The sequence below is a fragment of the Endoryza foliicola genome (genome assembly GCF_050589245.1).
In the GTDB taxonomy this organism is placed as follows: Bacteria; Bacteroidota; Bacteroidia; order Chitinophagales; family Chitinophagaceae; genus Endoryza; species Endoryza foliicola.
Genome location: NZ_JBOBEW010000001.1, coordinates 760,848 through 783,252, shown reverse-complemented (window position 1 = coordinate 783,252; position 22,405 = coordinate 760,848). Strand labels below are relative to the sequence as shown.

At 40.8% G+C, this 22,405-nt stretch carries 15 protein-coding genes; 6 read left to right on the top strand and 9 right to left on the bottom strand.

Translation table 11 applies throughout. The features are described 5' to 3' along the window. Nucleotides 1–52: 52 nt before the first annotated feature. Nucleotides 53–475, bottom strand: a complete 423-nt coding sequence (locus tag ACQ2HE_RS03340) for a single-stranded DNA-binding protein (protein ID WP_430894561.1) — start codon at nt 473–475, stop codon at nt 53–55. 136 nt (nt 476–611) lie between these two features. Continuing rightward, nucleotides 612–1,667, bottom strand: coding sequence for an A/G-specific adenine glycosylase (gene mutY, locus ACQ2HE_RS03335; protein ID WP_430894563.1), 1,056 nt, complete (start codon nt 1,665–1,667; stop codon nt 612–614). Between the two features lie 206 nt (nt 1,668–1,873). On the opposite strand from mutY, the gene ACQ2HE_RS03330 reads away from it, so the two are divergent. The 3 genes from ACQ2HE_RS03330 to ACQ2HE_RS03320 all read left to right on the top strand — a co-directional run bounded on the left by ACQ2HE_RS03330 (nt 1,874) and on the right by ACQ2HE_RS03320 (nt 4,943). After that, nucleotides 1,874–2,194 (top strand): HU family DNA-binding protein, encoded by a 321-nt coding sequence (locus ACQ2HE_RS03330; RefSeq protein ID WP_430894565.1) that lies wholly within the window; start codon nt 1,874–1,876, stop codon nt 2,192–2,194. A gap of 27 nt (nt 2,195–2,221) precedes the next feature. Beyond that, complete coding sequence (locus ACQ2HE_RS03325) at nt 2,222–3,070, top strand: tetratricopeptide repeat protein (RefSeq protein ID WP_430894567.1); 849 nt, start codon at nt 2,222–2,224, stop codon at nt 3,068–3,070. Nucleotides 3,071–3,389: 319 nt separating this feature from the next. After that, nucleotides 3,390–4,943: an Rne/Rng family ribonuclease gene (locus ACQ2HE_RS03320; RefSeq protein ID WP_430894569.1), complete on the top strand. Its 1,554-nt coding sequence runs from the start codon at nt 3,390–3,392 to the stop codon at nt 4,941–4,943. A 379-nt stretch (nt 4,944–5,322) separates the two neighbouring features. Here the strand turns inward: ACQ2HE_RS03320 and ACQ2HE_RS03315 are convergent, their stop codons facing one another. The 7 genes from ACQ2HE_RS03315 to ACQ2HE_RS03285 all read right to left on the bottom strand — a co-directional run bounded on the left by ACQ2HE_RS03315 (nt 5,323) and on the right by ACQ2HE_RS03285 (nt 18,051). Continuing rightward, nucleotides 5,323–7,041 carry a RagB/SusD family nutrient uptake outer membrane protein gene (locus ACQ2HE_RS03315; protein ID WP_430894571.1) on the bottom strand — a complete coding sequence of 573 codons (1,719 nt, stop codon included), beginning with the start codon at nt 7,039–7,041 and terminating at the stop codon, nt 5,323–5,325. Between the two features lie 24 nt (nt 7,042–7,065). Further along, a complete protein-coding gene (locus ACQ2HE_RS03310) occupies nt 7,066–10,398 on the bottom strand; it encodes a SusC/RagA family TonB-linked outer membrane protein (RefSeq protein WP_430894573.1) in 3,333 nt (1,110 codons plus the stop codon). 105 nt (nt 10,399–10,503) lie between these two features. Next, nucleotides 10,504–10,893 (bottom strand): hypothetical protein, encoded by a 390-nt coding sequence (locus tag ACQ2HE_RS03305; RefSeq protein ID WP_430894575.1) that lies wholly within the window; start codon nt 10,891–10,893, stop codon nt 10,504–10,506. Nucleotides 10,894–11,184: 291 nt separating this feature from the next. After that, nucleotides 11,185–12,063 (bottom strand): hypothetical protein, encoded by an 879-nt coding sequence (locus ACQ2HE_RS03300; RefSeq protein WP_430894577.1) that lies wholly within the window; start codon nt 12,061–12,063, stop codon nt 11,185–11,187. 11 nt (nt 12,064–12,074) lie between these two features. After that, the gene (locus tag ACQ2HE_RS03295) at nt 12,075–13,781 is read right to left on the bottom strand and encodes a SusD/RagB family nutrient-binding outer membrane lipoprotein (RefSeq protein ID WP_430894579.1); all 1,707 of its coding nucleotides are present in this window, start codon (nt 13,779–13,781) and stop codon (nt 12,075–12,077) included. 25 nt (nt 13,782–13,806) lie between these two features. Then, complete coding sequence (locus ACQ2HE_RS03290; protein WP_430894580.1) at nt 13,807–17,034, bottom strand: SusC/RagA family TonB-linked outer membrane protein; 3,228 nt, start codon at nt 17,032–17,034, stop codon at nt 13,807–13,809. A gap of 324 nt (nt 17,035–17,358) precedes the next feature. Then, the gene (locus ACQ2HE_RS03285) at nt 17,359–18,051 is read right to left on the bottom strand and encodes a zinc metallopeptidase (protein ID WP_430894582.1); all 693 of its coding nucleotides are present in this window, start codon (nt 18,049–18,051) and stop codon (nt 17,359–17,361) included. A gap of 429 nt (nt 18,052–18,480) precedes the next feature. Here ACQ2HE_RS03285 and radA point away from each other — a divergent pair, with 429 nt between their 5' ends. From radA to ACQ2HE_RS03270, 3 genes are all read left to right on the top strand, one after another. Next, nucleotides 18,481–19,860 (top strand): DNA repair protein RadA, encoded by a 1,380-nt coding sequence (radA, locus tag ACQ2HE_RS03280; RefSeq protein WP_430894584.1) that lies wholly within the window; start codon nt 18,481–18,483, stop codon nt 19,858–19,860. A 292-nt stretch (nt 19,861–20,152) separates the two neighbouring features. After that, nucleotides 20,153–20,605, top strand: coding sequence for a ComF family protein (locus ACQ2HE_RS03275; RefSeq protein ID WP_430902419.1), 453 nt, complete (start codon nt 20,153–20,155; stop codon nt 20,603–20,605). Between the two features lie 358 nt (nt 20,606–20,963). Then, nucleotides 20,964–22,361 (top strand): hypothetical protein, encoded by a 1,398-nt coding sequence (locus tag ACQ2HE_RS03270; RefSeq protein WP_430894588.1) that lies wholly within the window; start codon nt 20,964–20,966, stop codon nt 22,359–22,361. The last annotated feature ends 44 nt before the right edge of the window (nt 22,362–22,405 follow it).

Below are 22,405 nucleotides of genomic sequence, written 5' to 3'. Positions count from 1 at the left end.
ATCGTCAACATCGTTTCCGATATTGTCCCCCGCAAAAATAACAATTGTAGCGCTAAAATGGTAAGTCGGGGGAATGTTCTCCAAACGGTGGAATTTCCTGATTTCCAAAACTTTCCGATCCGGGACCGCCATGGCCTCCGTCTTGTCTCTTATCTAGCATAATCAAATTATCGCCAATTACTTCTGTTGCAAACTTTTTATTGCCCTCTTTATCTTCCCAACTTCTTGTGCGTAAACGGCCTTCGATGTATACCAAACTGCCTTTGTGAAGGTATTTCTGCGCTAACTCAGCCAGTCCTCGCCAAAGAACTACGGTATGCCATTCAGTTTGAGATACCAATTTGCCGGTTCGGTCTTTGAATGTTTCAGTAGTAGCTAGAGGAAACTTTGCTACCCCAATATTTCCCTCCAAAAACTGCACATCCGGATCCTTGCCCAAGTTTCCAATGAGCATTACTCGGTTAACGCCTCTCATATGTGATAAAGTTTAGTCGTGTTAAAGAGCTGTATCCAAAAGTCTATTGAACCAATGAACTACAACCTCCTTAAAGTTATATTTTAAAAGCCGTTATTGCCAATTTTTTAACGCACATCTGTGCTAAAATACCCGCTTACAGTGGCAGGTTTGGGAGATAATTAACAATTACTTTAGGAAAGGCAAACAGTTCGATCTCTTTCCGTGAAATCCATTGAAAATCTTTTCCCAAATTGGGCCGGATCTCTACATGAACTACGTAAAACTTTACATGAAGCGTTTGGTGCGAAAGTTTGTGTTTGATGGGGTCTGCACCTTCTTCTATTCGAAAAGAAGACAGCTTCAATTCTTGCTTCAAATATTTTTTCAAGGCTGCTGTATCAGTAGCTGCAGTACTCGATTCAAGCAATGCAAATTCATGAAGATTTTGCCATACGTCTTTCCCTGTTCTCAAATGAATAGCTACTCGCTTTTTATAAACCAACGCGAAGTAATTCAAGTACCGATCTCTCACAACTATTTTCTTACTCTTTACGGGTAATAACGAAACAGTATTTGTTTGGAAGGCGGCACAGTGTTGTTGCAATGGACAATCGCTGCACAAGGGCTGTTGCGGCTTGCACACCGTAGCGCCAAAATCCATAATAGCCTGATTATAAGTTGCAGGATGCTTCTTGCTTAGCAACTCCTGTGCTTTTTCGGAGAACCATTTTTTTCCTTCAGTACTATCAATGGGTGTTTGATTGCCAAAATAACGCGCCAATACTCGTTGTACATTCCCATCCACCACTGCATGTGGTAAGTTGAACGCAAAAGAAGCGATGGCAGCTGCGGTATAAGGACCCACGCCTTTTAGTGATAAAATGGCTTCATAGCTAGAAGGAAAAATACCGTTGAAATCATTCACAATTGTTTTTGCCGAAGCAATCAAATTTCTGCAACGCGAATAGTAACCAAGGCCTTCCCATAATTTAAAAACCTTGTTTTCGGGTGCAGCGGCTAAATCTTGTACTGTTGGAAAAGCTTCGATAAATCGGAGATAATAGTTCCATCCCTGTTCTACCCGAGTTTGTTGAAGAATGATTTCACTGAGCCAAATTTTGTAGGGATCTGTCTCGTTTTTCCAGGGCATGGTGCGCTTGTTCTCTACCCTATTCCAACTCAATAACTCCTTAATAAACAAGGCACTCATACTAATTTTATTAAAATAACGTTTTGAAAATGAATACAGTTGTCAAAATTGAGCAAAAAAGTCTTAAAAATTTCATTATCAATATTTTAGACTTTTCTTGTTAAATTGCAATAAATAACATAATTTCAGTAAAGAATTGATTCTGTGGGTTTTGGCAGAAAAAATTTTTTATAACAACTTTGTAAACCCATTAAAAATTCAATTATATGAGAAAAGCAGACCTCGTTAACCAAATATCTGAAAAAACAGGTATTCCCAAGGTTGATGTTTTGGTTACGCTGGAAACCATGTTTAAGGAAGTTAAGGACACCTTAGCTACGGGTGAAAACATTTACATCCGTGGGTTTGGTAGCTTTATTACGAAAAAGAGAGCTGCGAAGATCGGACGCAACATCAAGAAAAACGTTGCTGTGCACATTCCCGAACATTTTATCCCGGCGTTCAAACCAGCCAAGGAGTTTGTAGCCGAAGTAAAAAAATTGCAATCTGTAAAAGAAGATCAACCAAACCCGGATGATGAGATGTAATTTTGCTGCTTCATTAAACTACGTGAAGTGAAAAAACAGCAAATTATCTTCCTAAGTACCGGACTTGTGCTCTTCTGTGCGATTTATTTTTTTGCAAGAACAACACCTAAAAAAGATACCAATGCTCCCGTAGCTACCTCCAAACAGGAAGCTGCAGGAGCATTTGATTTTACCTCCTATATCAAACAAGTAAAATCACAACTACCTGATTATCAACAAAATTACCTCGAAAAACTAGAAAATTCAGTAGTTCGAGGCAATGTAAAAGAGCAGCAGGTAAAAGTGTATCATCAGCTTGCCGACTTCTGGAAAGACACCCTCCATTCCCTGCTTCCCAACGCATATTACGTTGCACTAGCATCTAAATTGGAAAATTCTGAAAAAAGCCTCACCTTTGCAGGCCACAATTTTTTGGAAGGCTTGCGCCAGCAGCAAGATCCGGCCTTGAAAAAGTGGATGGCAACTGAAGCCAAAGAGTTATTTGAAAAAGCGCTGACTATAAATCCTAACAACGATTCTACCAAAGTGGGTCTCGGTAGTTGTTACCTTTTCGGTAATATTAGCGACAACCCCATGCAGGGAATCCAAATGTTAAGAGAAGTAGCGGAAAGAGATACAACCAATATGTACGCTCAGTTTATGCTGGCAATGGGTGGTATGGAATCCGGTCAATTCGACAAAGCAGCCGAGCGCCTCAAAAAAGTAGTTCGCAACCAACCCAAGAATGTTGAAGCCATTCTTGCTCTGGCCGAATCACTGGAACGCTCCGGCAATAAGAAAGAAGCCATTACCTGGTATCAAGCCAGCAAACCCTTCTTTCAAGAAAAAGAAATTTTACAGGAAATCGATAAACGTATCGATCTCTTGAAAAAATAAATCCGGCAACGGAAAGAAATTAAATTAATTAACTAAATCATTGAGTGCATTATGCCTTGTGGTAAAAAAAGAAAGCGTCATAAAATTGCGACGCACAAGCGTAAGAAAAGATTGAGAAAGAACCGCCATAAGAAGAAGAGCAGATAATTTCTTCTACTAAGCGGCCGGCAAACCCCCTTGTATGCCGGCTGTTTCCTTCTTATTCGCTGAAAAGATTGTTTGCCTTACATGAGCCCTACGGCTTATCTGGAGCAAGCAATCCCTACTTCAGCATATTTCCTTGTAGTGATGATGGTTTGACGGTTAAAGAAGAAAACGCTTGAATAAGGAATTAATCATTAATGCTGCTCCCCAGGGTGTTGAAATAGCACTTTTAGAGGATAAAAAACTCGTGGAATTACATCATGAAAAAGCTGATGCAAATTTCGCTGTGGGTGATTTATACCTCGGTAAAGTAAAAAAACTCATTCCCGGACTTAACGCGGCCTTTGTAGACGTTGGTTTTGAGAAGGATGCCTTCCTTCACTATACCGACCTGAGCCCCTATGCGCGCTCCCTACTCAAATTCACCAACATCGCCATAAACGATAACTCCGAAAACGGCTACGATTTCGCCCAATTTCAGGTTGAACCCGAAATTATTAAAACCGGCAAAATCAATGAAGTTCTTAGCGGAAAGCCCAATATTTTGGTGCAAATCCTCAAAGAACCCATCGCCGCCAAAGGACCTCGCCTTAGCTGCGAAATCTCCCTCCCCGGACGATTTGTGGTGATCACTCCATTTAACGACATCGTGGCTGTTTCGCGCAAAATTCACTCTGCCGACGAACGTAAACGCCTCCAAAAGATCATTGAAGCCATCAAGCCCAAGAACTTTGGAGTAATTGTACGTACCGCCGCAGAAGGCAAGAATACCGCTGAATTGCACGAAGATTTATCAATGCTGGTTGATACCTGGAATAGCATTCAAAGCAACCTTAAAGGCGCTATCGCTCCCGCAAAGATTTTGAGTGAACAAACCAAAACCACCAGCATGCTCCGCGATTTGTTGAACGAAGACTTCAACAAAATTGTAGTGAACGATAAAAACCTTTTCAACGACACGCGCTCTTATATCCAGCGCATCGCTCCCGAAAAGGCTGAAATTGTTACCTACTCTAGCAATAGTTCTCCTATTTTCGATCAATTCGGTGTTACCAAGCAAGTAAAAGCTGCTTTCGGTAAAACAGTGAACCTTCCAAGTGGTGCTTATCTTATTATCGAGCACACCGAAGCCCTTCACGTTATTGATGTAAACAGCGGATACAAAAGCGTAGGAAACAATCAGGAGTTAAATGCGTTGGAAACCAACCTCGAAGCAGCCGCAGAAATAGCGCGTCAAATGCGCTTGCGCGACTTAGGTGGTATCATCGTGGTAGACTTTATTGATATGAAGCTGCCCGAAAACAAAAAGAAATTAATGGAATCGATGGAAGAACTCATGCGCCCCGATAGAGCGAAGCATGCCGTACTTCCAATTTCTAAATTCGGACTCATGCAAATTACGCGTCAGCGCATGAAACCCGAAATGAATATCAATACGCAAGAGGTTTGTCCTAGCTGTGCCGGTACCGGTAAAATTTCATCCACTTTAATTCTAGAAGATGAAATTGAAAAGAACTTAAGTTATTTGGTAACCCACCAGCACAAAAATCTAACGATCAGCGTAAACCCTATTATTTATTCCTTCCTCACAAAAGGATTGTTCTTCCGATCTAAATTATGGCAATGGCGTTTCAAATATGGCCGCTCCATCAAATTGAAGGAAAACACCAATTACCACCTCACTGAATTTCATTTCTTCGATCAACACGAAGAAGAAATCAAACTCTAAGAATCAATCAAAATTTAATACATCATTATAGGCGCACCCCCGGTGCGCTTTTTCTTTTATCATCAATGTATCTTCTACTGATGTTCGACCCTTACAGGGTCGCTCACGGCATTCAACGCATCTCCTCCTTCCTCGTCTCCTCCTTCCTCGTCTCCACGTTCCTACTAATGTTCGACCGTACAGGGTCGTTCACGCCATTCAACGTCTCTCTTTCTTCCTCGCCTCCTCATCTCCTCGCCTCCTCTCATCCTCGTCTCCTCTCATCCTCATCCTCCTACAAAATCCATCCTGTAAATCCTTTAATCCTGTAAATCCTGATCAAAGAGAAAGGCGCTCGATTTCTCAAGCGCCTCTTCAGATATAAACTAACAATTCCGAATTAGAAGTTAGGATTCTTCACAGCTGCAGAACCTGTAGCCGGTGCGTTCTTTTCGATTTCATCACCGGGAACATCCCAATAGTCCATGAAGTTGTAGTTGATGGTTGCATTCGTATAAACTACGCGGTTGAAGATCAAAGTAGCACCATATCTACCACCACCATTAGCAGTAGAGTAGGTCCAACCCCATCTTCTTGCGTCGAAGAAAGACAAACCTCTGAATGCTAAAGCTGCATATCTTTCTTTTGTCAACTCAGTTAAAGCTTGAGCCAAAGTTAAACCGGTTCCTGCTACTGCAGCTACTCCGGCACCTTGATAATTTCTAACTTGATCAATCAAAGCCAAACCGGCTTCAATATTACCTGTTCTGATATTTGCTTCAGCAGCCATCAATGCGTTTTCTTCGTAAGTAGGACCGATATAGATCTCTAATTTACCTACAGCACGAGTACCTAGGGTTTTGAATCCCGACAAACCAGCGATATCAAAATCTACCAAGGTGTAACGAGTTGAGTTGGTATTCGCATCACCATAGAAGGTTCCGTTAGCAGTTGAGAAGTTACCCAAACGCTTGTCACCTGTTTTGAATGAAGACACCAAACGCTCACTCACTTTGTAAGTAGTGCTTTGATTAGAGAAGGCACACATACCGGCTACAGATCCACCGTTAGCAGAGAAGAATGAGTTGCTGGAAGCAGTTCTTCCTGTAAACACATTGAATCCTTGTTTAACACCGGCTGTTGTATAAGTCAATACTTGATTCCAATCAGCAGCGGTCATTGTTCCAATAGAAGCTTTCGCAATGGTAGCGGAAGGGTTTCCATTTACAAAAGGAGAAAGTTTGTTCAAAACAATGTTTCTAGCCAACATAGTATTCACAGTAGCAATGAAATGAGCTTTTGTTAATGCACCACCCAAACCAACTTGGTTTTGACCGGGAATTAACTGACTCATCATTGCCAAATAATCAGACTCATTGCTCACTGCATTCAATGTTGTTAAAGCCAAGTTCAATTGCTTGTTTGATTCAGCAATGATCTTATCTTGACTCACATAAACATTTTGTGGACCTGCAGAACCTGCTTGATCATAGATCAAACCGGCATAATACAAAGTGCCAATTTGAGCATAAGCATATCCTTTCCACCAATACGCCCATGCCTTCACTGCATTCACTTTATCAGTAGTTAAACTGATTGAAGGAAGCACTTCAAGGATGGTGTTGGCAGAGTTAATCATTGCATACATACTCTTCCACTCATAAATCAATGCATTGTTACCTTGTCCGGTAGATGCAGAGTTATTGAATGAACGAATGATTGATGATGCTTGAGGAGAAGTATTCGTGAATGTAGTAGCGGCCGCATTAGTAGGATCAGCCACAAAACTATCGGGAACACCCATAGTTGTGGTTTGGTTGTTTGAACCTTGACCTCCACCAATGGCATCTCCCATCAACTCATGATAACCCCAGGGAAGAGAGAAATAACTGTCTCCCAACCATCCGTTACCATAAGCAAAACCATTCCAATAAATACTTCCCTTTGCATACGAAGCCAAACCGGCTTCATTTGCTACGTTAACACCAAACGTAGGATCGTTCGGATTCTTAACGTCTAGTTGCTTCTTACAAGAAGTACCCAACAAACTCGCAGCCAATAATACATACCAGCTGGCGCGGGTTCCCTTGAATAATTTATTATTTAATCTCATTTTCATTTCTGTAAGTTTAAACGGTTAAGATTAGAACCCTAGGTTCAATGTCAACTGGTAAGACTTCATGTTAGGGATTGTTGAGTGGTCAACACCTCTATCGAATGCTGAGTTAGCAGCACCAGATGAAATCTCAGGATCCATACCAGGATACTTTGTAAATGTCAACAAGTTTCTTCCGCTAAGAACCAGCTGAGTCTTTTTCAACCATGGCTTCTTAGCAATTTTTGCAAAGTCAACACCCAAAGAAACGTTTCTTAATCTTACAAAAGAAGCATCATAATAGAAGTAATCTTTTGTTACGTTGTTACCAACACCTCTTGGAGTTGCACCCAAAGCGTAGTAAGCACTAGCATAGTAAGCAGTCCAAGCACCGGTTTCACCATTGATGGTTACAGGTTTTGTAAAGTCGCTGCTGATACCATCACGATACATCCACTCTTTCGTTTGGTTGTACAAGTGAGCACCTGCGATCCAATCGAATTGGAATCCTAAAGTAACAATGCCTTTATAGTTCAAGTTGTTGATGAAAGAAGCCATCAAGCTTGGGTTTGGATCTCCCAATGATTCCGCTTCATCAGAGAAGTAAATTGCCTTAGTAAGCTTGTTTACCACTCGTCCTTCAACAATCTCATAGTTTTTCTGATTAGCAGCTGAGATAAACGGAGTAACTCCATCAGCTCTTAATTGATCAACTTTAGTCAAAGCTTTATATCCATAGATTTCTCCGATCTTTCTTCCTGCAGCCAATACCAAGCCGGTAGAACCTGCGAAAGATGTCAAAGGAATATCACCACCCTCTACCTTGTCAATCATAGAAGTTTGACGGCTTAAGTTAGTAGTCAAATCCCAAGAGAAATTCTTAGAAGTATAAACAGGAAGGTTGATTCCAATTTGCCAACCGTGTGAAGACAAGCCAATGGCGTTCGTTAACAAACTAGATGCACCTGTTGAAGGTGGAACGTTTTGATAGAAGATCGCATTGTCTGTCTTTCTTTGCCAGTAGGTAAAGGCGAAGTTTACATTCTTAAGCCAGCTTCCTTTCAAAAGATCAATGGTTACATCTGTACCGAACTCTGTTTCAGAAGAAACTTCCACGTTCAGAGCAGGGTTCTTTTGACTTGGGTTAGCAGCATAAGTCAACTCGTTTCCTGTTGGTTGAGAAATCAAAGTAGGATAACGATCGAATGCACCTGGTTGGATACCTGCTTTACCATAAGCAGCTCTCAATTTGAAAGCAGGAACTGCTTTGCTTAAACCATCCCAGAATGGAAATGAAGCTACGTTCACATAACCATTGTAGTGAGGGAAGGTAAAGGGTTTAGAACCCGCGCCGAATGCTGAAGAATAGTCAGTACGAACACCAACAGTAATACCCGCGTAGTTATCGTAATCAAATTTCTGATCCACCAAGAAACCATAAGTTACAAATGGTTCGATGTAATCAGTAATGATGTGCTGAGAAGAAGTAGAGTTTACGTTAAATGGAGGGAACAAAGGCAATGATTGGCCCCAAGTATCGTATTCTCTGTACTCATTCTTTCTCCAGTCGAAAGCTACCTGAGTAGAAGTGAAGATCGGAAGCTTGATATTGAAATCTTTTTGGAAATCAGTTGTTACAAACGCAGAAGCTAAGAAGTTCTGACGAACGTTGTTGTATTGATAGTTTACGATTTCACCTGTGTTATCTGCTCCATTATATGCAGAAGCCCATGAACCGTAAAAGTTTGAACTTTCATTCAAAGTTTGATTGTAGAAAGTCCATTTATCGTTTTCGCTTCTTACACTCACGCCGTATTTAGCATTCAAAGTAAGGAACTTGTTCACTTTATAGTTTGCTTCCAAGTTCTGGATTACATTGTATTGTTTGCTATCGCCATCAGAATACATCATTCTGTAGTAAGGGTTTCCGGCGTTTACACTCAAGAAGCTAGCTACTTGATACGCTGGATAAACACCACCTGCTACCGTATCTTTCAAGCTGAAGAATGGTGAAGTGTTCAAGAAACCATACACCTGACCTACGCCGGCGTTTTGATCTCCTCTACCAAAACCTACACCACCCGGAGCTCCCAAACCTGGATGCATGTTGTTTTGAACATAGGCCACGCTTGTTACAGAACGAATGGTAAATCCTTTGAACAACTCGATACCAATATTAGAAGTCAAGTTGGTTCTGTTCAATTTACCATTGTTCTCCAAGAAAGGAGAAGTAGTTTGGTTATTAGAAATAGTTAAGTTGGCATCTACTTTTTCACCACCACCGCTAATTGAAAGCGAGTTGTTGATAGAGGTAGAACCGGTAAATACTTCTTTGAAATGATCGCGATATTGCAACGCACCTACATATGGTTGGTTTGCATTATTACGTGGATCCAAAATACCATAACGTGTATAGTTAGCAGTACCGCCCGGAGTTGTGAAACCCAAACCGGAAATGTTAGTACCGTACTTGTACGCAATAGAACCTGAACCTAAGATAGAACCCAAAGTAGGATCAATGCTAATTACTTGACCTGCTGTAAATCCACCACTGTTGTTAGCAGAAATGATATTACCCGAAGCATCTGTTAAATAAGGATGTTTGTCGGCCTTACCAAAATTACCTGCGTTGATGAATTCATTGCTGGCATAACTAGTTGAGAAGTTAACGGAAACTTTTCCTTTAACACCTTTCTTAGTAAACAATTGAATTACCCCGTTGGCACCTTGTGCACCATAGATGGTTGCAGAAGCCGCACCTTGTACCACCTCTACACGCTCAATTTGAGTAAGATCCAAGGTTGTTAAACTTGAGAATGGAACTTCCACCCCGTCTAACATCACCAACGGACGAGTACCACCCGATACCGTGTTGATACCTCTTAACACGATGTTTACTTGGTCGCCAGGGTTACCCGATACAGATGAAATCTGCGCACCTGGAATTTTACCAATCAACGCCTGGTCAACCGAAGCTGCAGGTACAATTGGTAATTTGTCTGATTTGATCGACTCAACTGAGATACCTAAGCGTCTTTTTGTGGTAGCAACACCGGAACCGGTTACTACTACCTCACTCAAAGCCTTCGTATCCAAACTAAGTTTCACATCAATAACCGCACTAGAACCTACGGTTACTTCTTTAGCTTCGAAACCAATCGAAGAGATTACTAACACATCTCCAACGTTGGCTTTGATAGCAAAGCTACCATTCGCTGCTGTTGAAGTGGCTGTCTTCGATTTTTTGATCGTTACTGTAGCGCCCACAACCGGTGCATCATTTGCGTCTGTTACTTTACCAGTAACCTGAACCGATTGCGAAAAAGCTACGTTGTAGGCGAATACTAACATCACCAACAAACTTTTTGCAATTTTTCCCATGTTGTTGTTTTACTTGAAGTTTATGATACAGTTAAAAAAGCCGCATTTTTTGGCTTGCAATCGTAGAGCGTTGGTGGCAACCAACGATGTTTACTAAGTTTAGGCTTACGACGAAAAACTCTGAATCATTACCAAATGATCTAATGAACACCACTGTTCATTACCCATTTGAGGCAGCATAATTTTTGAGCTTTCGTGCGAAAAAGGACTGGTCTTGGTACTGGTAAGAGACGCTTTCAAGGTGCTGGTCTGCATTTTCAACAACAATTTTTCGGTTGAATAGCTAGAGCCGGCGAAATGTTGGGTGGCGGAATTTGAATATCGTGTAGTAATGAAACTCGTAGTAACTCCTTTCGAAGGCAGCGCAACAGAACTATTGGGAAAGGAAGAGGGAACTGAGGGTGAAACAGCAGATTTACCTAAAATCTGAGCAAAAAAAGCAGGTGTAACTACCAACAGCAGCAGATTAATGGTAAATATTGCAAATTTCCTCATGTCTTTCAGTTGTATTGTGGTCGCATTAAAAATAGATTAAAATTTCTTAACGGCCAAAAACTATGACAGGAGGTAAAATACGAGTGCTGCTTACTAATTATATGTTAACATATGTAAATAAAAGGTTGGCTTTAGGCTTTGCTTAACATATCTCTCTGTGAATCATGGTGTTATTTAAATATATGTTATCACATTAAAAATAATCATTAATTTTTATTTCTTCTTGAAAATAAATATCCCCCTCAAATTGAGGGGGATATTCCATAATAACAATATGAACAGTTTCACTCACTAAAGTTTCTTCAAACGTAAGGTATAATCACCCCAGTTTGCAGCACCTGTGTGGTTAAGTTTCAAGGTAATAGTTCCAGTACATGAGAATACCCAGTTATTTGTACCTACCGTTTTTACTTTAATATCATTGTCGAATCCTGCATATCCACCATAGGATTGAGCAGTTGCGATAGAAGCTGCACCAGTAGCTGCATTCACGGTAACCGTAACAGGTTGCTGATTGAAGCCGCCAAAGGCTGGGTTCGGATACACAAGTAAAGTAACAGAAGTTGCGGTTGCTGCTGAAACTTGAACAACATCACCTGCACTCCAGTCGGCCCAACCGTCTTCTAATACCTGAAAGTTTCCTGCAAAGCCAGTAGAGTTAAAAGGACAAACCACAATTGCGTTCCAGGTCATCGCCATATTGTAATTGGTAATACCCTGAAAAGCTGAGTTTGTATTCGCGGGATCAATGATACGTCCATCTTTCAACACCAATTGATTGTAGAAGGTATATTGAGTACCGGTTTTAAGAGCAGTTGGAGCAATACCCAAACCTGCAGCCAATTCAGTTGCAGTTACAACTAACTTGGTATCACCACTTAAAGGCACTTCCTTTACTTTTTTCCAAGCGGTTCTATTAAGGTTTGCCGCACCTTCAGTAGCATAAATAATAACCGAAGTGATAGGGCTACCGAACTCTCGTACTGTGATATCAGCAGAGGTTGTCGCCAAGTTGCCATAGTCCAAAATGCTATTGCCTTTTGAAACCAGCGTCACATAGGCGCCCACATCCATCGATTCGAAACTACCATAGGTCTCTACTTTTTTACAAGAAAAGAGCGTAGTAGTCAGTGTTGCGATGAACGCTAATGATACAAATATTTTACGCATAATTTTCAATTTTATTTGTTAAAGCCTGCGGGGTTGTTATCCCAAAATACATGTACGTCAACTCCTGATTTTTGGGTTCCGTTTAAGTTACGGTTCACGTGAACAGAAGGATAATACATTGAACTAGTGAAGGCACCTGGAGCTGTTACAATTGGCAATTGGAAATTTCCAGGTTTACCGGTTCTTCTGTAATTGTTATAAGCGTCAACTCCATTACCCCAAAGTGCAAGGTAGAATTCTTTCATAATTACATCCAAACGAGCGTCATTGGTTGTAGCGGCATCGTAGGTAGTAAGTACAGCAGCCACGTAGTTATCTTGACGAGTTGTAGATGGTACGTATGTAGCGTTAGGAGTAACGGCAATAGTTGCTGGGAAACCCAATACCTTTGCGAAGCTAGCTCGTATACCAGACTCTAACAAAGTACGTGCACTTCCTGTTGTACCCAACATTAAAGCAGCTTCAGCTTTTAAGAACTGCGTAAAGGCGGTTTGCCATATTGGCTGTATACCTGCGCCTTGGCCACCTCTTGTTAAGCTAACACTCGTACCTTGACCAGAATCAAAATCACCGCCTGCTGGATAAATCCCCCAAGTTGTACGCAATGGTCCATCAGGTGGAATACCACTGTTATCGCCATGATCTCTTCCCCAGAAACCACCGCCGAAGCCAGGAATAGGAGAACAGAAAGGCATGTCTGTTGTATAATGCGCAGGACGTGGAGCAACAGAACATGAAGAAGAAGCTGAGTTCACATCAGAACTGTTGATACGTTGACGGTACAAATAATAACGTGTGCGAGGGTCACTCTTGTCGGAAGTTGGGTTATTACTAAAAGTACCCTTTGTTTGATCGTATACCAATGCCCACATCATATAAGTTCCGATATAGTCTCCGGCACTTCCGGTAGCAGAATAGTTACCGTTGTAACGTGGGTGACGGCTATTGGGGTTGGTTTGCTTTGTAGAATACTTGAATTCGAAATCCTCTGCTTGAGTATCGATCAAATCATTCTCGGTTAAAAGTGCATTGATTTTCGCTGTTACAGTATTGTCAACCAAACGTGTTGTAACATAGGCTCTTAGCTTAAGTGTTTTAGCTAATGTAACCCATTTCTTAGCTCCGGTTGCATTGGTTGCACCATAGAACAAATCAAATACACCAGGGTAAGAACCGGGAGTTTTTGCTAAATCAGCAATTGCCTCATCTAATAAAGCGATCGCTTTGGCGTAAACATCCTTTCCTTGCTCTACTGTTGGGTTTACATTATCAGCACCTAAATTAGCATCAGTGTACGGTATGTTGCCAAAATAGTCAACTAATGTCATCATAGTATAGGCTTTCATTATTTTAGCCATACCTACTACAACATATTTCTTTTCTGCATTCGCAATAGGAATCAAAGCGTTTGCATGCTTAAATACAGTAGTATAAGCATTGTCCCAAAGTCCATCAAAACTTTGAGGTTGGTAAGCCGTACCATAGGTTGGTCCGTACATCACAATTTGTCGCGTTACCTGCATACCGTAGTCTGAGAAACCGTCGAACAATCCGGCGAATCCCAACTGCAATACATTCAGATACAAATCTGAACTCGCAGACTCAGGAGCAGGGGTATTGGGGTTGTTCAAATTGGAATCCAATTTGTCAGCAATCTTGCTGCAGGATCCAAGAACAGCCAAAACCATCAAGCTGTATATGATCTTTTTAATATTCATATCAATTCAATTTAAAATTCAATAATTAGAAGGTTACACGAATACTAGCACCGATACGACGTGAAGTAGGACCGGCCAATGTTTCGTAACCACGACCATTACTTACACCCAAGCTGTTAACTTCAGGATCGAAGTTGGTATACTTAGGGAAATAAGGCGCTAAATACCACAGGTTCTGACCAGAGATCGTTAAGGATGCTGATCCGAATGGAGTTTTAGCTAAATAAGAAGTAGGTAAGTTGTAAGATAATGAAGCTTCACGCAAACGAATAATCGTAGCATCGTAAGTGATCAAATCTTGCATTCCGAAGAAACCACTCCAGTTATTGAAATAAGCCTGGCTGGCACTAATTTGAACATCATTAGGTGTACCATCTTCTTTAACACCTGGAAGAATCAACGGCAAATAACGATCGAAATCAGTATCCTTCGTTAAACCACGACCCAACAAAGTACCGGGAGTATAAGCTAACATATCGCCACCTTTTGTATAATCCCATTGCATACGGAATGAGAATGCTTTATACGTTAAGGTAGAAATACCGGTTAATTTGTAGTCAGGATTTGGATCTCCAATAACGGTTAAAGAATTGTTCGAAACATAATCACCATTACTGTTTACAATACGTTGGCCAGTTTTGCTATCCTTAATTGTAGAAGAAGCCATGATCACACCTAAAGGTTGCCCTTCCAATACGAAGAGACCTTCGTTAGAGAAACCGGCGATACCAATTTGTTTAACATCAGTTGGCAAGTCAAATACCTTATTTCTATTGCGAGTAAAGTTGAAATCTACCTGCCAGTTCCAATCCTTGGTTCTAACAGCAGTGTAACCCAATGCAATTTCAATACCTTGGTTGCGAACCGAACCAGCATTAATTGATGTCACAGTAAATCCACTTGCAGGATCCAATGCGCGATCCAAGATTTGATCTTTTGATACACGATTGTAATAAGTGAAGTCTAAGCTCAAACGGTTGTTGATGAATTTTGCTTCCGCACCTACTTCAACTTCCGCCAATAACTCAGGCTTCAAATTAGGATTCGCCAAACGATCACTGATCGTATTTGAGTTCAATACAGTACCTACGCGATCTTGGAATACATTAGTGCTGATGTTCAATACGTTTCTAGTATTGTAAGGAGAACCGAAGTTCGCACTGGTTGCATAACCTGCACGCAATTTCAAGTAGTTAATAATCTTGTTGTTCTGTAATGCAGCAATTGCTGAAGTAGGAACAAATGAAACACTTCCACTTGGATAGAAGATAGAACGATTCGCTTTCTCCAAATTAGAAGTCCAGCTATTACGTCCACCAGCAGTGAAATACAAAAATTCCTTATATCCAAAAGTCGCTTGTGCAAACACACCTATTGACTGTGTAGCAGATTTAAAATCTAATCCGCCTCCACCTTCACTTGTATTCAAGTGGTTGATGAAGTTATCGTGATCAAACAAACCATACACCAATTGCTGAGTAGAACGTTGTCCATTCTGAGAATAAATACGCTCTTGAGAGTTGATACCCGCATTCACGTTTACATTCCAATTGCTGTTAATATCTGTTAAGTAATCAGCCAAAAATGCATGATCCCAAATAGTGTTGTAACCGTTGGCAGTACGATGCAAACCCAAGGTCCAATCAGATCCACCTACAGTGCCACCCTTGTTTTGACTCAAGAAGTTGTAATCACTGTAAGTATCGTATCCTACACGATAAGAAAGGGCCAATCCTTTCTTCACTTCATAACGCGCTTGAAGGTTACCATATACGCGGTTGATCTTCTGACCTGTGAAACTGTTGTTTACAGTCCAAATTGGGTTTTGAATATCGTTACCACCACGGTAGTAGATCGATGATTTGTCTACAGGGTTTTCCCAAGGCAAATAGTTAGCTCCATCTGCAGGGGTTCCCATCAAGTTTACGGCAATTGGAGTGTAAATCAAGTTACCGAATACTGAAGATACGGAAGGGTTAGAACCAAATGAAGTAGAAGTAGGAGGCGACTTGAAATCAGTAGAGGCATAGTTGAATGTACCACTGATAGTAAAATTATTCGCCAACTTAGCTGTACCACCCATACCGAAAGTGTTTTTGTAAACACTGTTACCGGGAGTGAAACCCTGATCATCCATATAGCTATAGTTCGCATTGAAATTCACGTTCTGACCTGAAGCAGCAACGTTCACTGAAGTTGTCTTCACGTGACCGGTACGGAAGAATTTCTTTACAGAATTATAGTAAGGTTTGTATTCATAAATCAAGTCATTACCATTACCGGGAACTTGCTGGAACTCAGGGAATACACCTTGTAACGCAGCACGATCGTAAGGGTGTGCTACTTTTACAGGAGTAGACTGGAAACGAGCTCCCCAGTTACTGAAGAAAGCCAATCCCAAACTTTGATCAAAACCACCACCATAAGAATACTGGTAGTCAGGCAAGTTTGAAACAGTGTTTGTAAAGTAAGATTGTAACACAGTTACTTCCGCTTTCTTATTGATTTTGCGGTTGGTACCGTTCTTAGTAGTAATAACAACTACACCGTTACGTCCCAACTCACCATAAAGGGTAGTGGCACTCAAACCTTTCAGGATACTCACGTTCTCAATGTTATTGGGATCGAGATCCAAGAAACGGCTGGTAGTAGTATTACCATAAACGAAACTAGATTGCGCATTGGTAGAGGCATCGAAAGGAACTCCATCCACAATGAATAATGGTTGTGAGCTACCGGAAATGGTGTTCACACCACGAATCACGATGTTTGTACCGGAACCAGAGATACCACTGGTTGCACCGATATCAACACCTGGTGCTTTACCGTTCAACAAACGAACTACGTCACCATCAGGGCGCAATTCCAACGCCTTCTTGTCTACAGTAGCAACTGCATAACCCAAGGCTTTCTTTTCACGGCGAATACCCAAGGCAGTTACAACCACCTCGGTCAATTCTTCTTTCTTAACTGTTAACTGAATTTTCATAGCAGTACCCGGTGTAGCTTTTACCTCAGTGGCTTGATAGCCCGCACCCGAGATAACCAATACTGCTCCTTCCTTAACCTGGATCGAGAAATTACCGCTGGCATCAGAGGTCGTACCCGTTTTAGTTCCTTTTACAAGAACACTAACTCCGGGAAGAGGAGCACCTGAGGCATCAGTAACACGTCCAGTAACTTCCTTTGTCTGAGCGAACGCTGTAGCAAATAGGAACAGCATACTCATAACCAGTGTTACGATTTTTCTCATGTCTGTTAGTTTTGTTGATAAATCTTGTTAAAAATATGCAAATGCCATCTAACGGCCAAAAACGATGACAAGCGGCACAATTAAATTGCTGCTTATTTTAATTAATCTTCATATTACAATAATATTCAATCTGAATATTGATTATCAATAAGTTAAGCATGTTTACAAATTCCTATATAAAAGACTAAACATCCACTTAATCTTAGTATAACTTGCTATATTTTAATTACTTATATAATTTTTTTGTAAACTATATACCTAAGCGCAAAAAAAAGAGAGCCCTTTGGCTCTCTTAGTATGGCATTAAAAATTTTTAATCCGATTTTAATCTTCTCGCCGACTATTGCCCAAAAACAACATTGCATACTGAGCTAAAGTGGCTATCGAGGCCAATGCTGCAATGGCATAGGTAGAAGCCGCCCATGTTAAAGCTTCTTTTGCCTGTGGGTATTCAACTGCATTGGTAATAGTTGATTTATTCAACCACGCCAAAGCCCTTCTACTCGCATCAAATTCAACCGGCAATGTAATTACAGAAAACAGCGTGGTAGCAGCAAAAAGAATGATCCCAACCAACAACAACGAAGGGAATACATTGATCATCAGCACCCCGGCCAACAATACCCATTGCACTATACTAGAGCTGAATTGCACTACCGGAACCAATTTGCTGCGCATGGTTAACCAAGGGTACGCATTGGCGTGCTGAACCGCATGCCCCACTTCATGTGCCGCCACTGCCGCCGCCGCTACCGATACTCCATGATATACTTCCGGGCTCAGGTTCACAGTTTTCTTGGTGGGATCATAATGATCACTCAGAAACCCTTGAACACTAACCACTTGTACATCATAAATGCCGTGAGTCCGGAGCATCTCCTGCGCCACTTCAGCTCCTGATAGTCCCGATCTTAAGGGCACGGCGCTGAATTTCTTGAATTTTGACTGCAAAATCCCCGACACTAGCATACTTAATCCTAAAAACAATAAGGAAACAATCCAAATAGAGGTTGTCATCTTTAATAATTTATACTTCAATTCCTCAAAGCAAACACCAGTTTTTTAAGACCCTCATTTCGTCAGATTTTAACAGAATTTAACGCGCAATTTGACAGCCCCTAAACCTATGAAAGCCAATGGCTGACAGTATAACAGCCATATTTATATAATTTTATTATTATATTTGTATATATTTGTTTTTCAATATATTATTAAATTTATCTTGATTTTTTTTTGGGAAAACCTGTTTTCAAAAAAAAATATGAAGAAGAGGCAAAATTAATTTTGTTATCTGCAGCCAATTTGTAATTTAGTGGCAGAATTTAATGGGTTAGTAAGTAAAAGGTCAGCAGCAATGCTGGCCTTTTTACTTTGTATACATCTTCACTTCTTTTTTCCTCTTTGTACAATTTATTTCAAGCAATTTTTTGAGTGTACCTTTATCACATGAGTAAAGTGAAAACAAGTTTTTTCTGTTCGCAATGTGGTTATGAAAGTGCAAAATGGTTAGGAAAATGTCCTTCTTGTAATAATTGGAACACATTTATTGAAGAAACGGTGCAAAAAAATGCGGCGAAAACTTCTGAAACGAACTGGAACGACTATAATGAAGATAAACGAATCTCCAAATCAATTCCTATTGATGATATTACTTCAACAGAACAAGAACGTATCGTAACATCAGATCCTGAATTGAATCGAGTATTGGGTGGTGGCATTGTTCCGGGAAGTATTATTTTGGTAGCCGGAGAACCCGGAATTGGGAAATCAACCTTATTCCTTCAAAATGGATTGCAACTTACTTCACATAGAATACTCTATATCAGCGGAGAAGAAAGTGAACAGCAAATCAAACTTAGAGCCAATCGACTGCAAATAAAAAATCCCAACTTTTATCTTTTAACGGCTACTTCAACACAAACCATTTTTCAAGAAATCAAGAAAATAAAACCGGGTGTAGTGATTGTAGATTCCATACAAACACTTCAGTCACCATATATTGATGCATCGCCCGGAAGCATATCTCAAATCAGAGAAACAGCAGGTGAACTACAACGTTTTGCAAAGGAGACCAATACACCTGTTATCGTAATTGGTCATATTACAAAAGAAGGAAGTATTGCCGGACCGAAAATCCTGGAACACATGGTGGACGCGGTTTTGCAGTTCGAAGGGGATCGTCATTATGCGTACAGAATATTAAGAACATTAAAGAATCGTTTTGGCAGTACAGCTGAATTAGGTATCTATGAAATGGGAGGAAATGGTATGCGTGCCGTTACTAATCCAAGCGAAATTTTGATCACGCAGAAAGAAGAATTGTTGAGTGGAATAAGTATCGCAGCAACCATTGAAGGTATGCGTCCTTTATTAATTGAAGTACAAGCATTGGTCACTCAATCGGTGTACGGCACCCCTCAAAGAACGGTTTCCGGATTTGATACAAGACGTTTACAACTTTTATTAGCCGTTTTAGAAAAAAGAGGTGGTTTTCATTTCGGGGTGAAAGATGTTTTTTTGAATATTGCGGGTGGATTGAAGATTGAAGATCCAAGTATCGACTTGGCAGTGTTGGTTGCATTACTAAGTTCTTATGAAGATGTGATCATTCCACAATCGGTTTGTTTTGCAGGTGAAGTTGGTTTGAGTGGTGAAATTAGAGCGGTCAATAGAATTGAACAGAGAATTGCAGAAGCAGAGAAACTTGGTTTTGAAAAAATCGTTGTTTCTAAATACAACTTGAAATCATTAAATTTTTCTTCTTTCAATATTGAAATCATACCAATGAGTAGAGTAGAAGAATTGTATCAATACTTCTTCAATTAACTAAAACAACTGCTGCAATACCATTCAATGTATGCATGCAGTAATGAACAAAATGATTCAACCTATTGAAGGGTTGATGCATTTATTTTTTCCAAATTGTTGTGAAGGATGTGGGTCAGAATTGATTCAAAATCGCCATAAATTATGCCTTTCTTGTTGGTCACAATTGCCCCTCACCCGCTTCGAATGGCACCCCAACAACCCGGTTGAACGGATTTTTTGGGGTAGAATTCCGCTCTTAGGAGCTTCCAGTCATCTTTATTTTACGAAGGAAAGCCTCCTCCAACACCTCATGCACCAGTTCAAATACAAAGGGGCACAAGAACTTGGTTTGGAATTGGGCAGATCTATGGGACGCTCCATTCAGGAATCCAATCGCTTTTCAAATATTTCAGGCCTCATTCCGCTGCCACTCCACCCAAGTAGGGAGCGAAAAAGAGGATACAACCAGGCCCGCGTGCTTTGCGAGGGCCTATCCGAAGAGACCGGCATTCCCGTATTTAATAATTTAATAATACGTAATACCGCTACCATTACTCAAACCCACAAATCGAGGGTGGAGCGCTGGCAGAATATGGTGGGAAAGTTCAGCATTCCAAACCCTCGATTACTGCAAAACAAAGATTGGCTATTGGTTGACGATGTTATTACTACTGGCGCCACCCTCGAAGCCTGCGCTGCCGGAATTCTTCAAGTACCCGGTGCGCGATTGGGTATTGCTAGCTTGGCGTATACGAATAAATAAAGGAACGAGGATGAGAGGAGACGAGGAACGAGGAAATACAGAAAAGAAGAGGGAGGAGGGAAGATAGAGGATGGAGGAAATGCAGTCAGGCTGCCAGCGCTGCGAAACCGCTGCGGTCGTTGCGCCGTTGCGGTAAAAAAAATAAACAAATCAGATAAGAATATTCCTCGCCCATATCTAAGCTGCTGCTCTTTTCCCCCTGTTTCTCCTCCTGTTCTTTCTTTGTATTTCATTTCATCTTCTTTTGCTCGCTCCTCGTTCCTCGTCTCCTCTCATCCTCTTTCCTGTATTCCCTCCTCAACAATTTCCCCCCCTCACCCATCGTTATATTCCCGTCAACACATTAATTTTGAACCACATGAATCGCATTTGGCTAGTTTTGGGACTCTTTGTTTTTGGGATGCTTTCTTGCCAAAAAACCGGGTTTATTACCGATCAGTCGGCTATTTTGGATACCACAACCGACAGTCTGCGATTCGATACCGTTTTTACTTCCACCGGTTCCATCACTCAATTCTTTAAGATTTATAATAGAAATGATCAGAAACTGCGCATCAGCTCTATCAATTTAATGGGAGGAAACAGTTCTCCGTACAAGATCAATGTAGATGGTGATGCCGGTACGCAGTTTAGTAATATTGAAATGGAGGCCAACGATAGTATCTACGTGTTTGTTTCTGTTACTATAAATCCAACCGCAGCGAATGCACCTTTTATTGCGCAAGACAGTATTAAGATAAACTTCAACGGCAAAACCAAATGGGTACAATTGGAAGCTTTTGGTCAAAATGCCAATTACATTCGATCATTAGCGCTTTCCGGGAACAATACTTGGACTAACAGCAAGCCATATGTGATTTTAGGTGGGATGCAAATTTTGCCCAATGCTAGTTTAACCATTCAGCAAGGAACCAAAGTTTATGTACATGCAGATGCTCCAATAATAGTAGATGGCACTTTGATTACTCAAGGTGGGCCGGAAGCGGCCAACAGAGTGGTTTTCAAAGGAGATCGTCTGGATCAACCTTATGCCGATTTTCCTGCTTCTTGGCCCGGCATCTATTTCAGATCCACTAGCAAAAACAATGTATTACAATACACTTCTATACTTAATGCTTACCAAGCTCTTGTTACAGAAAATGGTGTTGCCAATAGTAATCCAACACTAACATTGGAAAGTTGTATAGTTGATAATGCTTATGATGCCGGTATCATTGCACTCAATAGTTCAATAAAAGCCTCTAATAGTTTGATAAGTAACTGCGGGAAAAACATTCAATTGGCCTTGGGCGGAATTTATTCATTCACCAATTGCACCAATGTTGCCTATTCCAATAGTTACATATTGCACAAAGAGCCGGGCTTGTTTGTAAGTAATAGTTACAAGCAAAACAACGCGGTAATTGTGAGTCCATTGTATGCTCAATTTACCAATTGCATTTTCTGGGGTGCATTTGGCACGGTAGACAATGAAGTGGTAACGAGTAAAGATAATTCTGCTGTATTCGACGCTAGCTTCATCAATTGCAGCTGGAAGGTGAAATCAGCCCCTGCAAACGCAACGGTTAACAATATGGTAACCATCGACGACCCCCAATTTGATAGCATTAACACTTCTAAACGATACTTCGATTTCCACCTAAAGGAAACCTCCCCTTTAATCAACAAAGGCGCATCTGTAGGGCTTTTGAAAGATCTAGACGGGAAGAATCGTTCGGTTGCTCAACCCGATCTGGGATGTTATGAACGGCAATAGGGTAAGGAAACGCTTCGCCTAAAATATCCGTACATTTACAGGAA

What these genes read in the sequence shown, in the direction of transcription:
- ACQ2HE_RS03275 (WP_430902419.1), top strand. Translation starts at nt 20,153, where the DNA reads ATGCACCAGTTCAAATACAAAGGGGCACAAGAACTTGGTTTGGAATTG.
- radA (WP_430894584.1), top strand. Translation starts at nt 18,481, where the DNA reads ATGAGTAAAGTGAAAACAAGTTTTTTCTGTTCGCAATGTGGTTATGAA.
- ACQ2HE_RS03330 (WP_430894565.1), top strand. Translation starts at nt 1,874, where the DNA reads ATGAGAAAAGCAGACCTCGTTAACCAAATATCTGAAAAAACAGGTATT.
- mutY (WP_430894563.1), bottom strand. Translation starts at nt 1,667, where the DNA reads ATGAGTGCCTTGTTTATTAAGGAGTTATTGAGTTGGAATAGGGTAGAG.
- ACQ2HE_RS03290 (WP_430894580.1), bottom strand. Translation starts at nt 17,034, where the DNA reads ATGAGAAAAATCGTAACACTGGTTATGAGTATGCTGTTCCTATTTGCT.
- ACQ2HE_RS03315 (WP_430894571.1), bottom strand. Translation starts at nt 7,041, where the DNA reads ATGAAAATGAGATTAAATAATAAATTATTCAAGGGAACCCGCGCCAGC.
- ACQ2HE_RS03285 (WP_430894582.1), bottom strand. Translation starts at nt 18,051, where the DNA reads ATGACAACCTCTATTTGGATTGTTTCCTTATTGTTTTTAGGATTAAGT.
- ACQ2HE_RS03310 (WP_430894573.1), bottom strand. Translation starts at nt 10,398, where the DNA reads ATGGGAAAAATTGCAAAAAGTTTGTTGGTGATGTTAGTATTCGCCTAC.
- ACQ2HE_RS03340 (WP_430894561.1), bottom strand. Translation starts at nt 475, where the DNA reads ATGAGAGGCGTTAACCGAGTAATGCTCATTGGAAACTTGGGCAAGGAT.
- ACQ2HE_RS03305 (WP_430894575.1), bottom strand. Translation starts at nt 10,893, where the DNA reads ATGAGGAAATTTGCAATATTTACCATTAATCTGCTGCTGTTGGTAGTT.
- ACQ2HE_RS03295 (WP_430894579.1), bottom strand. Translation starts at nt 13,781, where the DNA reads ATGAATATTAAAAAGATCATATACAGCTTGATGGTTTTGGCTGTTCTT.
- ACQ2HE_RS03300 (WP_430894577.1), bottom strand. Translation starts at nt 12,063, where the DNA reads ATGCGTAAAATATTTGTATCATTAGCGTTCATCGCAACACTGACTACT.
- ACQ2HE_RS03270 (WP_430894588.1), top strand. Translation starts at nt 20,964, where the DNA reads ATGAATCGCATTTGGCTAGTTTTGGGACTCTTTGTTTTTGGGATGCTT.